The following is a 15,115-nucleotide window of genomic DNA, read 5'->3' on the forward strand; positions in this document are numbered from 1 at the left end:
ACTCTTTTTCTGAGTGATTACTGAGCTGATGTAGCTCCACATCACTGGCGTTACTAAAACCACAATCACGTGTTTTCTGAAGACCTTTCAAGGGCTTCGGAGGGGGTCGCTATGACTGACAAAACTGACAAAACCAAACTTTTCATCACCATCGCGCTTTGCTTCCTCGTAGCATTGATGGAAGGCTTGGATCTCCAAGCCCCCGGGATCGCGGCTCACGGCATGTCTGCCGACTACAGCTTGGATAAGCTGGAAATGGGCTGGGTCTTCAGCGTTGGCGTACTCGGTATGCTCCCAGGCGCTTTCATTGGCGGCCGCCTTGCTGATCGCTATGGCCGGAAGAAAGTACTCATCGTCTCGGTTGCACTATTCGGCATCTTCTCCCTCGTCACTACGGTTGCCTGGAGCTTCAGCGCGTTGCTGTTCGCCCGGCTCCTCACAGGCGTGGGCCTGGGCGCATCGTTGCCCAACCTGATCGCACTCGCCTCTGAAGCCGCTGGTGAGCGCATGCGAGGCACGGCAGTGAGCTTGATGTACTGCGGTGTACCGCTGGGGGCCGCATTGGCAGCCGCCATTGGGCTGCTGGATTTCGGGGCTGGGTGGAAGCTCGTCTTCTACGTCGGCGGCGTGGTCCCTTTGGTCATCGTTCCCTTGCTGATTCTCTTCCTGCCCGACGTGTACAAGCAATCAATTGCAGCCACCACGATCGAAGTTCCCTCCACCAAAGCCATCTTGGTTGAAGGCGGTGCACTGAAGAAAACCCTGCTCCTGTGGGTTAGCTTCTTCTTCACACTGATGGTCACCTACATCCTGATCAACTGGCTGCCAAGCATCCTGATTGGACAGGGATTCAAACCGAGTGAAGCAAGCGTCGTCGTGCTGGCCATGCAGCTCGGTGCGGCCATGGGTACGTTGATGCTCGGCGTTGCCATGGATCGCCTGCCAATCTGGGCCATGTCGGCCCTGGTGTATGGGGGCATTTTGATTTCCTTAGCCTGCCTCACCGTGGCGGCCTCACTTCCTACCATGATCGGTGCAGGATTTTTAGCCGGCATCTTCACAACGGGTGGCCAGTGCGTGCTTTACGCCCTTGCTCCTCAGTTCTATCCCGCCAATGGCCGGGCTACCGGGACGGGTGCAGCACTCGCAATCGGTCGTATTGGTGCAATGACCGGTCCACTCGTCGTAGGAAAAATGATGGTCCTGGGGGCCGGTGCGGGTGGTGTGATGTTGGCGTCAGCGCCGGGCATCGTTCTGGCTGCTATCTCGCTGCTTTATCTCTCGTCGCTGAAAAAACGCCCCGAGCTGAGTGCCTCAGTGGTTTGACCGGCATTGCGTCATCACAAAAACAATAAAGAAGACACGACATGAGCAAATCAAGAAAAATTGCATTCGCAGGGCTGCTGGCTGCGCATGCTGCTTCACCCCAGGCGGCAGGTTTCATAGAAGATTCAAAAGCCAAGGTAACACTGCGCAACTACTACTTCGATCGCAATTACATCAACCAGACACCGCAAGCTGCAGCGCGAGAGTGGGCCCAGGGTTTCATCGTCAACTTCAATTCGGGCTTCACCGAGGGCGTGGTGGGCTTCGGACTGGATGCTCAAGCCATGATGGGGTTTCGCCTTGACTCCTCACCAGATCGTGTCGGCACTGGCCTATTGCCGTTCTCTCCCGCCACCCGGAAACCAGCGAAGGACTACTCCGAGCTAGGCCTGACAGCGAAGGTCAAGGTTTCTAAAACTGAGCTTCAGTACGGCACCGTGAGCACGTTCTTACCGATCGCTTTCGCAAGTCCGACACGGCTGCTGCCACAAACCTTCCGCGGTACTTACCTGCGCTCGCAAGACATTACCGATCTGTCGTTGCACGCGGGTTGGTTGGACCGAATCAACCTGCGTGACTCGACTGACTACCAAAAGATGCGCGTTGCAGCTCCAAACGGACGCTTCAACGGAGCAGCGGAGTCTGATGCGTTCTACTTCCTGGGGGGCGATTACGCGTGGTCGAAAAACCTCACGCTCAAGTACTACTACGCAGAGCTCGAAGACATCTACGACAAGAACTACCTCGGTTTCGTGGACAACCGAGAGCTGGGTCCAGGGCGGCTCATCTCCGACTTCCGCTTCTATGATTCCAAGGACAACGGATCCGCAAAAGCTGGGAAGGTAGACAACCGCAATACAGCGTTGATGCTGACCTACCAGCTCGGCGCGCATCGTCTCGGCGCTGGCTACATGCAGCTGACTGGGGATACTGCAATGCCCTATCTCTTTGGTACCGAACCGCTGGTGATCACGGAAGGCACCCTAAGCTCGGAGTTCCTGAACCCTAAGGAAAGAAGCTGGCAGGTTAAGTACGACTACGACTTTGTCGGCGTTGGTGTCCCCGGCCTGAAGGGCATGTTGCGTTACGTCAGCGGGGACAACATTGATCTTCCGAACCTCGGGGGCAACAAGCTCAAAGAATCGGAAAAAGACGTCGAGCTTTCATACGTGATTCAAAGTGGCACGTTCAAGGACGTGGCGTTTCGGGTCAGACACGCTTGGTATCGAAATGATTTCGGGCCTGGAGCTACCCACCGGGATGACAATGAGCTTCGTGTGAACATTGATTACACCTTTGCCCTTTGGTGAAGCTGACTTAGCTCCACACCCTACGCGCTACACCTTTAGCCACGGACTTACCCTGTGGCTTTTTTTGGCGTGACGAAAGGCGTTTCCAGACGATTGCGACAACACTTCTTGCATGCTAGCATGCAAGTAAGAATTGAGTGATCTCGCCTGCCAGCTGATGCCGCTGGTTTAGACACTTTGATGGCCTGAAAAAAATACAAGATCAGGAGGTACCATGAATCTCTTCCCCCTCATTCGCATCGCTCGCCCGAGCCGCGGGTCCTAATAGAGCCTGCCATTTCTAAATTTTTAATGTCTCGAACGCCAGGCTGGTGCTACTTCGTGCTGCCTGGCTTTGGGATCTGTCGGACGTGTTCCGGGCTTGCGTGCAAGTTCAGAGCATCAACATGTAATGCCTGGAGAATAAGAAATGACTACCTCCACTAGCTTCGATACCGACGTACTGGTGATCGGCACTGGCCCTGCTGGTGCAACTACTGCCTTGGCGCTGGCCACCTATGGTGTGCGAGTCAAAATGGTCACCATGTTCAATTGGCTGGCGAACTCACCGCGAGCCCATATCACGAATCAACGCGCCATGGAGGTCGTGCGTGATCTTGGGTTGGAAGACGAGGTTATGAGAGCGGCCACACCGTGGGATCAGATGGGCGATACGCTATTCACCACCAGCCTAGCAGGTGAAGAAATCGCTCGTATGCGCACTTGGGGCACTGGCGACAAACGCAAGGGCGATTACGTCCAAGGCAGCCCATGCACCATGCTGGATCTCATCCAGCCCGAGATGGAGTCGATCCTTCTTAAGCATGCTGCAATGCGCGGTGCCCAGTTGAGCTTCAACACCGAGTATCTGAGCCATGTCCAAGATGCCGAAGGTGTGACTGCTCGCATGAAAGACGTTTTGACCGGCGTCGAGTACGAAGTCCGGGCGAAGTACCTGGTGGGAGCTGATGGAGCCAACTCTAAAGTAGCCAAAGAGATCGATCTGCCGATCGTTGGCGAGATGGCCAGAGCTGGAACCGCCTACGTCATTTTCAACGCAGATCTGAGCAAATACGTAGAACACCGTCCGAGCATCCTTCAGTGGATCGCTACTCCCGAAGCGGGCTTTGGTGAAATCGGGATGGGCTTGCTGCGCGCCATTCGTCCGTGGGATCAGTGGATTGCGGGCTGGGGCTTCGACATAACCAAAGGTACACCCGATCTATCCCCAGAAGCTGTTTTAGAGAAGATCCGTCTCTTGGTAGGCGACCCCAAGTTGGAAGTCCAAGTTGAGCGTATGTCGACCTGGTATGTAAACCAGGCACATGCTACCGAATATTCCCGTGGTCGCGTGTTCTGTGCCGGCGACGCTGTTCACCGTCACCCACCATCAAGCGGCCTGGGCTCCAACACCTGTATGCAGGATGGCTTCAACCTTGCCTGGAAACTGGCTTACGTTCTTAAAGGCTTTGCCGATCCGAATCTGCTGGAAAGCTACACCGCAGAGCGTGCCCCCGTGGGCAAGCAGATCGTGGCACGTGCCAACCAGTCGCGTAAGGACTATGCCCTGCTGAAAGAGTGCTTCAACTTTGGCAATGGCGTGGACACCATCGCCAAGCTGCTTGATCGCATGCGTGACCCCAGCCCGGCTGGTGTGGAAGTTCGCATGAACCTGCAGAAGGCGCTGGAAATCAAGAGTCGCGAATTCAACGCTCAAGGTGTCGAGCTGAACCAGCGCTACGTGTCCTCTGCCGTTAAAACTGATCCTAGGGATGGTGTTGAACTCTGGGCTCGTGACAAAGAACTGTACCTGCAGGCTACCACTCGCCCTGGTGCCAAGCTTCCTCACGCTTGGCTGGTTAACGAAAACGGCCACCGGATTTCTACACTCGATGTCGTGGGTAAAGGGCAAATGACCCTTATCACGGGCCTTGCCGGCCAGGCATGGGTGGCTGCTGCAGAAAGCTTGAACCAGCCATTCCTGAAAACCGTTGTCACAGGCGCAAAAGGGACCGCGGACCTCTACTGCGATTGGCAATCGGTTCGTGAGATTCACGAGGCAGGCGCGCTTCTGGTTCGACCTGATGGCTATGTCGCTTGGCGGCACAGCAACGCTGTTTGGTCGGCCGACGAAGCAGTTTCAGAACTGCAGCAGGCTCTCCAAAGCGTCCTCGGTTAAGCATTACCTCAGAGGCCCGGCTCGATGCCGGGCCTTCTTTTTATTTGCTCCAACTGCGCTGGAGGCCACTCGGCCGCTGCGCTGCAAACACTAGATGTAAAAACCAACCGATAAGAGCCCGTGGGAGAGTGGCGCACATGCTGCTGCGCCTTCCTCCAAGGTCCAAACTGCCTCGAGTGCGATGAGGGTGAACTATGGCTAAGGCCGCTGATGTCGTTGTGCAATGCCTGGAAAACGAAGGTGTCGAGTATGTATTCGGCATTCCCGGTGAGGAGAACCTCGACCTGCTGGAATCCCTGCGCAAGTCGAAGATCAAGCTGGTACTGACCCGTCACGAGCAGTCCGCGGGCTTCATGGCCGCCACCTATGGTCGCCTGACCGGCAAGACCGGCGTCAGCCTGTCGACCCTCGGCCCTGGCGCGACCAACTTGGTGACTGCCAGCGCCTACGCCTATCTCGGCGGCATGCCGATGATGATGATTACCGGCCAGAAGCCGATCAAGAAGTCCAAGCAGGGCCGCTTCCAGATCATCGATGTGTGCGGCATGATGGACCCCATCACCAAGTACACCCACCAGTTCGCCTCGGCCGACAACATCCCGGCACGCATGCGCGAAGCCTTCCGTCTGGCTGAAGAAGAGAAACCGGGCGCCGTGCACCTGGAACTGCCGGAAGACATTGCCGCCGAGCAGACCGACAGCTTGCCAATTCCACCGAGCCTGCACCGCCGTCCGCTGGCCGAGCACGTGGCCATCGAAGCTGCCATCGAGAAACTGCGCACCGCACGCAGCCCTATCCTGGTGATCGGTGCCGGCGCCAACCGCAAGATGACCGCCAAGGTCCTCAAGCAGCTGGTCGATAAGACCGGTATCCCGTTCGTCACCACCCAGCTGGGCAAGGGTGTGGTTGACGAGCGTAGCCCGCGCTTCCTGGGTAACGCTGCGTTGTCGTCCGGTGATTTCGTGCACCGTGCGATCGAAGCGGCTGACCTCATCGTCAACATCGGCCACGATGTGATCGAGAAGCCGCCGTTCTTCATGGTCCGTGGCGGCACTGAAGTCATCCATATCAACTTCCGTTCCGCCGAAGTCGACGCCGTGTACTTCCCGCAGATCGAAGTGATCGGTGACATCGCCAACGCCGTCTGGCAGATCGCTGAAGGTCTGGGCGACACCTTGCACTGGGACTTCACCCGTCTCATGGCGATTCGTGAAGCCAACGAAGTCCAGATCGCCGAAGGCGCCGACGATGACCGCTTCCCGGTCTATCCTCAGCGCCTGGTGGCCGATATCCGTCACGTGCTGCCGTCCGAAGGCATCGTCGCTCTAGACAACGGCATCTACAAGATCTGGTTCGCCCGCAACTACAAGGCGCACAAGCCCAACACCGTGCTGCTCGACAACGCCCTGGCGACAATGGGCGCCGGCCTGCCGTCAGCCATGGCCGCCCATTTGGTGTACCCGGATCGCCCGGTGATTTCGGTGTGTGGCGACGGTGGTTTCATGATGAACAGCCAGGAATTGGAAACCGCGGTTCGCCTGAACATGCACATTACCGTGGTAATCCTGCGTGACGACGGCTACGGCATGATCCGCTGGAAGCAGGCGAACATGGGCTTCACCGATTTCGGTCTCGACTACGGCAATCCGGACTTCGTCAAATATGCCGAAGCCTATGGTGCCAATGGACACAGGGTGGAAAGCGCGGATGCTTTGCTGCCACTGTTGGATCATTGTATTGCCAACCCCGGCGTTCACGTCATTGACTGCCCAGTCGACTACAGCGAGAACGACCGCATCCTGAACAGCGAACTGCGCGAGCGAGCGCTGGCGGTCTAATCAGTGGCAGAAAAGGCGCTACTGTTGGCAGTACTCTGTTGAGGCTTGCGGAACTTGAACCTCCTCGCACAATAAGTGGCGAGGAGGCTCCTTGAGCAACGCCAAGAATGATCTCAGCGCGGCTTTGATGACTTGAGGCGGTTGATGCTGGCTGCGTAGGCCCTCATAAAGCAACCCGGTGATCAACCCTTTGAAGACGGCTATCGAAGTGAGAAGGTCCAGAGTCTGCGGCAATTCACCTTGAATAATCGCATGCCTAAGCACCTGATGAATGTAATGCAGGAATCGATTACTCGCTTGCTCCATGCGGCTATGGATCAGACCCGATTCGTCCCCCCCCTGATAAATCAAGATTTCCGAGAACCGCTTTGACTGGGGGCTATTAACAGCATCAAGCATGGCGGTCACCACTGCTTCCCAGGAGAGTTCGATTCCGTCGTCGGCGGAGAACTCCAATTCAAGTGGATGCTGCCGCGATGTCAGCACCGCCTGAAGTACTTCTTGCTTCCCATTGAAATGCCAATAAACGGCGCCACGAGTGACGCCTGCCTTTCGGGCTATTTGGTCCAGCGTAGCGTCTGGAACTCCTTGGACAGCGAACACCTCGACAGCCGCGTCGATAATGCGCTGTCGTGTTTCCTCAGCCTCGGCTACCGTCTTCCTGGCCATTTTAACTAGGGCGCTTTCTTTGACGCGCGACCGATGGCGCGCTCTATATTCTGCTTGGTCAATAGCAGAGCTTTTTTGATCGTGTCCGACTGCTTACTCGCTCTGGAACTCGGCATTACGACTGCGAGGGAGTAATAGCCAAGGTAGGTATCCAAAAGCGTTGCGAATGAGCAAACGCCATCGATATGTTCATCCAGATCGCTTGCTATGCCGCTCGCCCTGATTTCACTCAGTTGCTTAATCAGCGTCTGTCGTCCGAGCGTGTTTGGGGTGAACACTGGAAGTTGATCACTGAGTGCTGCTGGGAGTGACTCCTCAGGCAGCGCAGCCAAAAGGACCTTACCTGCGGCGGTCGCAGCGGCGGGTACATTGATGCCAATCGGAAACACCACACGCAGCTCTCGTTCTGACACGATGCGATCCAGCACGTAGATTTTATCGCCGGCCAGAGAAGCCAGGCAGACCGACTCTTCAAGCTCCTCCGCCAATGAGCGTAAGTACGGCTTTACCAACGAAAGAATGTCTGATTGTGCCTGGTTGATGAGCTGGCCAAGCGCCGGCCCAAGGCGGAAGCCTCCACTAGGGCCCAATGCCTCAACCAAAAACTCTTCTTCCAGGGCGTTGATGATTCTCTGGACGGTCGAGCGCGGCAGCCCGACCAACTGCGCGATAGCCGCCAAGCTCAAGCCATTCGGATGACTGCCAAGGGCTCGCATGATCGAGGCAGCTCTGGCGATGACTTGAATACCCCCCGCCTTTCCACCGACTTCGTCTGATTGGTTCATATTTCTCCTCAGCGTGCACCGCTGCAGTATCTGTTATGGCCGCCACTTTAGAGCTCCATGCCTCGCCTAGCCAGTCACACGTTCCGAACATCTATCTCACCAACGTTCGACCGATGGTCGTTACTGCTTGCTTGCGCTCATAGTATCGCATAGTGGTACACTTAACCACATTGTGATTCAGCAATTACAAGTCCCCGGCCTAGGGGCGCAGAGATGGAGCAAATCGGTGAGACAGATACGATCCTCGCGTGCATTACATGCAATTCCCCTAACGGCGCTGATGCTGGTAACCGGCTGTGGTGAAAAAGACCACATCGCCTCAGCTCCGCCTCCCCCTGACGTGGGCGTATACACCGTCCGCTCACAGTCTCTGACTCTGACAACCGACCTGCCCGGCAGGACTTCGGCCTACCGGGTAGCGGAAGTGCGCCCACAAGTATCGGGGATCCTTCAAAAGCGGTTCTTTGTTGAGGGGACTGAGGTCAAGCTGGGTCAGCAGCTCTATCAAATTGACCCGCGTACCTATGAGGCGCAATTGCGTCGGGCAGAAGCTAATCGAACTACTGCGCAGAACTTGGCGCGACGATATGAAACGTTGTTGAAAACCAAGGCTGTGAGCAAGCAGCAGTACGACGATGCCCTTGCCGCATGGAAACAGGCGGAGGCCGACTATCAGGTCGCTCGTATTGACGTTCAGTACACCCGTGTGCTTTCGCCGATCTCAGGCCGCATCGGACGGTCGACAGTTACCGAGGGTGCACTCGTTACTAACGGTCAAGCACAGTCGCTCGCCACTATTACTCAGCTGGACCCGATCTATGTTGACGTCACTCAGCCGATCACGAAGCTGCTGGGCCTGCAACAGGCATTGGAGTCAGGGCGACTTCAGAAAACAGGTGAGAACCAGGCCGAAGTCAGCCTGACCCTGGATGACGGTAGTGCTTACCCAATCCCGGGCACCCTTAAGTTTTCTGAGGTCAGCGTTGATCCGACTACAGGTTCAGTAACCCTTCGCGCCGAATTCCCGAATCCTAATCGCAAGTTGCTTCCAGGCATGTTTGTTCACGCCCTCCTGAAGGAAGGTGTGCAGCAGGCGGCGATCCTGGTTCCACAACAAGCCATCAGCCGCGATACGCGTGGCGTGCCAAGTGTCTGGGTGGTGAAGGCCGACAACACTGTTGAGGCCCGCGAGGTCCAGACCCTACGAACTGTGGGCAACGCCTGGCTGATCAGCAAAGGCGTATCCGAGGGAGAGCGAATCGTTACCGAAGGTGTTCAACGTGTCCGCAGCGGCATCGCCGTCAATGCGGCAGAAGCCAAAAATGTGGATTTGGTAGCTGACTTCGCCGCTACCACTGAAGCCTCGGCTAACTGAGGGGGTGCAGTAAATGTCTCGCTTCTTTATCGACCGGCCGATCTTCGCTTGGGTTCTCGCTATCGTAGCCATGCTCGCCGGCGCGCTCTCGCTGGCCAAGATGCCGATTAGCCAATATCCAAACATCGCGGCCCCTGCCGTTTCGATCCAGGTCAGCTACCCAGGTGCTTCTGCACAAACCGTCCAGGACACGGTGGTCCAGGTCATTGAGCAACAGCTCAGTGGTCTTGATGGGTTCCGATATATGTCGGCTGAGAGCGCCTCTGACGGCAGCATGACCATCATCGTGACCTTTGAACAGGGGACCGATCCGGACATCGCTCAAGTTCAGGTGCAGAACAAGCTGCAACTGGCGACACCTCGTTTGCCGGAGGAAGTTCAGCGTCAGGGGCTTCGCGTAGTGAAGTACCAGATGAATTTCTTCTTGGTCATGAGCTTGGTCGATCGCTCGGGGAAGCTCGATAACTTCGACCTGGGCAACCTGATCGCTTCACAGCTTCAGGATCCCATTTCGCGCATTCCAGGCGTCGGTGATTTCCAGCTGTTTGGCTCGCCTTACGCAATGCGTATCTGGCTAGATCCAGGCAAGCTCAACAGCTATCAGTTGACACCTACTGATGTAGCCAATGCTATCCGGGAACAGAACGTCCAAGTGTCCTCTGGCCAGTTGGGTGGACTACCAACTCGCTCAGGCGTCCAACTGAATGCCACCGTTCTCGGCAAGACGCGCATGACAACGCCTAGCCAGTTCGATGAGATCTTGGTCAAGGTGAACGCGGATGGCTCACAGGTACGAGTGAAGGATGTCGGACGTGCCGAACTGGGGGCTGACAGCTTCGCCATTTCCGCGAAATACAAGGACTCCCCAACCGCAAGCCTGGCGCTGCGTTTGTCCACCGGTGGCAACCTGCTGGAGACCGTAGAAGCTGTCAAGAATCTGATGGAGGAGCAGAAGGCCTATCTGCCAGATGGCGTAGAGGTCATTTACCCCTACGATACAACACCTGTCGTTGATGCCTCGATTGAGTCGGTAGTACACACCATTTTTGAAGCGGTGGTACTGGTCTTCCTGGTTATGTATCTATTCCTACAGAGCTTCAGGGCCACACTGATCCCCACCCTGGCAGTTCCCGTAGTGCTGCTCGCCACATTCGCACTTCTGCCCTATTTCGGCCTCAGTATCAACGTACTCACCATGTACGCCATGGTGCTCGCCATCGGCTTGCTGGTCGATGATGCGATCGTCGTGGTCGAGAACGTTGAGCGGCTCATGCACGACGAGGGGCTGACGCCACTTGAGGCTACACGTAAGTCGATGGACCAGATTTCCGGGGCCTTGGTGGGTATCGGCATGGTGCTGTCGGCTGTGTTCGTACCGATGGCTTTCTTTGGTGGATCCGCTGGCATCATCTATCAACAGTTCGCCATCACCATCGTGGTCTGCATGGGGCTGTCGATCTTTGTCGCGCTTGTGTTCACTCCAGCACTTTGCGTGACCATCCTCAAAGCTCCGGAAGGCGTTTCCCACCACGAGAAAAAGGGCTTCTTCGGCTGGTTCAACCGCATCTTCGACCGCGGCACTCTGCGATTCGAGCGAGGCGTCGGTGCAATGCTGAAGGGGCGCGGTAGATACCTGCTTGCGTTCTTGCTGATCACTGGAGGAACCGGCTATCTGTTCACCCAGATCCCGAAGGCATTCCTGCCCAACGAAGATCAGGGCTTGATGATGATCGAAGTGCGAACACCGGCAAATGCTTCAGCGGAGCGCACCGAGGGTGTGCTTCAAGAGGTGCGAGACTACTTGAGCAATGATGAAGGTGCGTTGGTTGAGCACTTCCTGACGGTGAATGGTTTCAACTTTGCTGGTCGTGGTCAGAACTCGGGGCTGGTACTGATTACTCTTAAGGATTGGAAGGAGCGTCACGGCGCTGCGCAAGACGTATTCAGCATCGCGCAACGGGCTAATCAGCATTTTGCCAAGATCAAAGATGCCAGCGTCATGGCGTTCGTGCCCCCTGCCATTCTGGAAATGGGGAACGCGATGGGCTTCAACTTGTATCTACAGGACAACCTCGGTCTTGGTCATGAAGCATTGATGGCAGCTCGAAACCAGTTCCTGCAACTGGCAAGCGAAAACCCCAAACTCCAAGCAGTGCGTCCAAACGGTAAGGACGACGAGCCGCAATTCCAGGTGAACATTGATGACGAAAAGGCCCGTGCGCTGCAGGTAAGCATCGCGTCTATCAACGAAACGATGTCTGCAGCCTGGGGCTCAATGTATGTCAACGACTTCATCGACCGCGGTCGGGTTAAACGGGTGTACGTACAGGGCGAAGACATCTCGCGAATCTCTCCAGAAGACTTCGATAAATGGTACGTGCGCAATAGCCTTGGCCAGATGGTTCCGTTCTCGGCGTTTGCAACCGGTGAATGGGTGAACGGCTCACCGAAGCTGGAGCGCTACGGTGGCATTTCTTCCCTGAACATCCTCGGCGAGCCAGCCCCTGGATACAGCACTGGTGACGCGATGATTGCCATCGCTGAAATCATGCAAAAGCTGCCTGCTGGCATCGGTCTGAGCTACACCGGTCTCTCTTATGAAGAAATACAGACTGGCGACCAGGCACCGTTGCTCTACGCATTGACTGTGCTGATCGTATTCCTGTGCCTGGCCGCACTGTATGAAAGCTGGTCGGTACCGGTCTCGGTGATCATGGTTGTTCCTCTGGGTATTTTGGGCGCCGTGCTGGCAACGCTTTGGCGCGACCTGACGGCGGATGTGTACTTCCAGGTGGGCTTGATGACGACAGTTGGCCTGTCCGCCAAGAACGCCATCCTAATCGTGGAGTTCGCAAAAGAGCTGTATGAAAAGGAAGGTTATCCGATCGTCAAAGCTGCGATAGAGGCCGCCAAGCTGCGTTTGCGTCCGATATTGATGACCTCGCTGGCATTCACATTCGGTGTGCTGCCGATGGCCATTGCATCGGGCGCAGGCGCTGGGAGCCAGCACTCCATTGCTACGGGCGTCGTCGGAGGCATGATCACAGCAACCGTGCTGGCCGTCTTCTTTGTTCCGCTGTTCTACGTGGTAGTTGTCAAGCTTTTCGAGGGGCTCATGAAACGAAAGCCAAAAGCGGTCAAGGAGGTGACTCATGAAGTTTAAGTCGCTCCCCGTCTTTGCATTGCTGATGCTCAGCGGATGCAGCTTGATGCCCGACTACCAGCAGCCAGCCGCCCCTGTGCAGGCGCAATGGCCAACGGGCGAGGCCTACGGCGGGCAGGGAGAGCAGCGTAGTATCGCGGCGGCTCTCCCCGAGGCAAAAAATTTCTTCAAAGATCCAGCGCTGGTCCGCCTCCTCGATGCGGCGTTGGAGAACAACAGAGATCTTCGAATCGCTGCCAAAAATGTTGAATCCTACAGAGCGCTTTACCGTATCCAACGAGCGGAGCGGTTTCCCACACTTGATGGCGAAGCATCTGGAAATCGAACTCGCTTGCCTGATGATTTGTCCCCCACCGGCGATTCTCGGATCGATAGCCAGTACCAAGTCGGCCTAGTGACTGCCTACGAGTTGGACTTATTTGGCCGAATCCGAAGCTTGTCCAGCCAAGCGCTTGAAAAGTATCTGGCTACTGAGGAGGCGCAACGCAGCGTTCAGATCGCACTGATAGGCGATGTGGCAACCACTTTTTTTCTGTGGCGAACCGACCAAGCACTTTTGGATTTGACCGAAGCGACGCTGACCAGCTACGTCGAAAGCTTGGCAATGATCGAGTCCAGTGCAGCGGCGGGTACTTCGTCGGAGCTGGATGTTCGACAGGCGAGGACGCTGGTTAACCAAGCCCAGGCACAGCAGGCTTTGTACACCCGGCGTATCGCGCAGGATGTAAACGCAATGCAATTGTTGCTGGGCAGTAAGATTCCAACTGATTTGCCACAAAACTTGCCGCTGGCCATGAGTGCCATAGGGAAGGTTCCAGCAGGGCTACCAGCGGATCTGCTACTAAACAGACCGGACATCCGTTCTGCCGAGCATCAACTTATGGCCGCTAATGCAAACATCGGGGCGGCTCGTGCGGCATTTTTTCCACGCATAAGCCTGACAGCGTCAGCGGGCTCAGCCAGCAGCGATCTGGACGGACTGTTCAACGGCGGATCTGAAAGCTGGAGCTTCGCTCCACAAATCAGTGTGCCGATCTTCAATGCAGGAAAGCTACGAGCCAATCTCGATTACGCTGAAATTCAGAAAGATGTGGGTATTGCGACTTATGAAAAGAGTATCCAAACGGCTTTCCGGGAGGTATCCGACGGCCTCGCTGCGAGGGGAACTTATGGCAAGCAGCTTCATGCTCAGAACGAATTGGTTGATAACTATAAATCGTATTTTGGCTTAGCGCAGCAGCGATACGACCAGGGCATTGATAGCTACTTGACAGTACTGGATGCCCAACGCGAACTGTTTGCCTCACAACAGAAGCTATTGAATGATCAGCTCGATCAAATCAACAGTGAAGTCCAGCTTTACAAAGCCCTTGGGGGCGGCTGGAGCGTAAGTCAAAACTGAGAATCTGGGCAGCGGCTTGCAGAAGTGCTGCCCTACTTTTCAAGAGAATGCTTGAATAAATTCTTCGACCTAAAGTGGCGAGCTAACGCTAATTTTAAATCGGGAGCAATAATAATGTCGTTGACATCAGCAAGCGCGATAGAGGTTCGCTTTGACAAGCGTCCTGACGATGATGTTCTTTTAGCCATAGACGAACTGGTCAATGTGCTCCGCACCGAGCCGGGGTGCATGAACTACTCGATAATCGCGCTAAACAAATACTTCAGCACGATGATCATTAGCGGCTTCTGGACCAACGAAAAAGATATGATTAATCATTTTTCAAATTCGAGTTTCGCAGCGTTGATAGCGTGTTTGACATCCAGTTGCCGAAGCATCTGCTTCAGATCATTATTTATGGATAGTGAAATACGGAGCCAACATGCAGAGCCTTGAAAAAATCTTATTGAATGCAGACATAAATAGTTTGATCACTTTCTTGGTGGTGTACCAAGAGAGAGGAGTGACACGAGCATCTCAACGCTTAGGGGTAAAGCAGCCAGCCATCAGCAATACCATAGCCAAGCTTCGCAAACGATTTGGCGATGAGCTTTTTTTAGGTAAGCGACCTTGGATACCAACAGAGCGTGCTGACCAGCTCGCTACTGCTCTAGGACCTGCACTCCACACTTTGCAGGAGGCACTCGCCAGCGTGGATAAAGAGAGAGCTCGGTAAGTTTAAATGCAATACTTCAACCACCTTCCCCCAGGTGGCCTCACCCTATTCCAAATCGAAGACGTAAAAAAACTATGGCCTGACGGCCATAGTAAAGGGAGGTTATTTATACCGTCCAAGGAGCCAACGTGGAGGCCACTACGCGCTCATTTGAGACGCAACGACTTAAAGAATTTTGGTAAAAAATCCGCCTGCGGGCAAGCGGCAACACCAAAGGGCAATGAAGGACACTCGCTCGGTACTAGGAGGGGGTACCGCGCCTCACTTCATCGAGATGTACAGTAATGGAAAACCTCCAACCGGTGAAATCAAATGTCCTAATAGTCACTATCGATAGACTTCTTCGTCCAACACCACTCTTCTTGTTTAACTAC

At 55.3% G+C, this 15,115-nt stretch carries 11 protein-coding genes; 9 read left to right on the forward strand and 2 right to left on the reverse strand.

From position 1 onward, the window contains the following. The first annotated feature begins 111 nt into the window (after positions 1 to 111). The 4 genes from mhpT to JZ00_RS15240 all read left to right on the forward strand — a co-directional run bounded on the left by mhpT (position 112) and on the right by JZ00_RS15240 (position 6,632). Positions 112 to 1,326, forward strand: coding sequence for a 3-(3-hydroxy-phenyl)propionate transporter MhpT (gene mhpT, locus JZ00_RS15225; protein WP_039591838.1), 1,215 nt, complete (start codon positions 112 to 114; stop codon positions 1,324 to 1,326). Between the two features lie 41 nt (positions 1,327 to 1,367). Next, the gene (locus JZ00_RS15230; RefSeq protein ID WP_039591837.1) at positions 1,368 to 2,636 is read left to right on the forward strand and encodes an OprD family porin; all 1,269 of its coding nucleotides are present in this window, start codon (positions 1,368 to 1,370) and stop codon (positions 2,634 to 2,636) included. 409 nt (positions 2,637 to 3,045) lie between these two features. Further along, positions 3,046 to 4,794: an FAD-dependent oxidoreductase gene (locus JZ00_RS15235; protein ID WP_039591836.1), complete on the forward strand. Its 1,749-nt coding sequence runs from the start codon at positions 3,046 to 3,048 to the stop codon at positions 4,792 to 4,794. A gap of 194 nt (positions 4,795 to 4,988) precedes the next feature. Beyond that, positions 4,989 to 6,632 carry an acetolactate synthase large subunit gene (locus JZ00_RS15240; protein ID WP_039591835.1) on the forward strand — a complete coding sequence of 548 codons (1,644 nt, stop codon included), beginning with the start codon at positions 4,989 to 4,991 and terminating at the stop codon, positions 6,630 to 6,632. 18 nt (positions 6,633 to 6,650) lie between these two features. Here the strand turns inward: JZ00_RS15240 and JZ00_RS15245 are convergent, their stop codons facing one another. Both JZ00_RS15245 and srpS read right to left on the reverse strand, forming a co-directional pair. Beyond that, positions 6,651 to 7,301 (reverse strand): TetR family transcriptional regulator, encoded by a 651-nt coding sequence (locus tag JZ00_RS15245; RefSeq protein WP_039591834.1) that lies wholly within the window; start codon positions 7,299 to 7,301, stop codon positions 6,651 to 6,653. Positions 7,302 to 7,306: 5 nt separating this feature from the next. Further along, positions 7,307 to 8,086 carry a solvent efflux transporter transcriptional repressor SrpS gene (gene srpS / locus JZ00_RS15250; RefSeq protein WP_039591833.1) on the reverse strand — a complete coding sequence of 260 codons (780 nt, stop codon included), beginning with the start codon at positions 8,084 to 8,086 and terminating at the stop codon, positions 7,307 to 7,309. A 226-nt stretch (positions 8,087 to 8,312) separates the two neighbouring features. On the opposite strand from srpS, the gene srpA reads away from it, so the two are divergent. The 5 genes from srpA to JZ00_RS15275 all read left to right on the forward strand — a co-directional run bounded on the left by srpA (position 8,313) and on the right by JZ00_RS15275 (position 14,741). Beyond that, positions 8,313 to 9,461 carry a solvent efflux RND transporter periplasmic adaptor subunit SrpA gene (srpA, locus tag JZ00_RS15255; protein ID WP_152668439.1) on the forward strand — a complete coding sequence of 383 codons (1,149 nt, stop codon included), beginning with the start codon at positions 8,313 to 8,315 and terminating at the stop codon, positions 9,459 to 9,461. 13 nt (positions 9,462 to 9,474) lie between these two features. Continuing rightward, positions 9,475 to 12,624 (forward strand): solvent efflux RND transporter permease subunit SrpB, encoded by a 3,150-nt coding sequence (gene srpB, locus JZ00_RS15260; RefSeq protein WP_039591832.1) that lies wholly within the window; start codon positions 9,475 to 9,477, stop codon positions 12,622 to 12,624. Then, a complete protein-coding gene (gene srpC, locus JZ00_RS15265) occupies positions 12,614 to 14,026 on the forward strand; it encodes a solvent efflux RND transporter outer membrane subunit SrpC (protein WP_039591831.1) in 1,413 nt (470 codons plus the stop codon). Before srpB ends, srpC begins: the two co-directional genes overlap by 11 nt. 114 nt (positions 14,027 to 14,140) lie before the next feature. Further along, the gene (locus tag JZ00_RS31975; protein ID WP_039591830.1) at positions 14,141 to 14,461 is read left to right on the forward strand and encodes an antibiotic biosynthesis monooxygenase; all 321 of its coding nucleotides are present in this window, start codon (positions 14,141 to 14,143) and stop codon (positions 14,459 to 14,461) included. Beyond that, positions 14,448 to 14,741, forward strand: coding sequence for a LysR family transcriptional regulator (locus tag JZ00_RS15275; RefSeq protein ID WP_039591829.1), 294 nt, complete (start codon positions 14,448 to 14,450; stop codon positions 14,739 to 14,741). Before JZ00_RS31975 ends, JZ00_RS15275 begins: the two co-directional genes overlap by 14 nt. Positions 14,742 to 15,115: the final 374 nt, after the last annotated feature.

This window comes from Pseudomonas frederiksbergensis (assembly GCF_000802155.2).
GTDB classification, from domain to species: Bacteria; Pseudomonadota; Gammaproteobacteria; order Pseudomonadales; family Pseudomonadaceae; genus Aquipseudomonas; species Aquipseudomonas frederiksbergensis_A.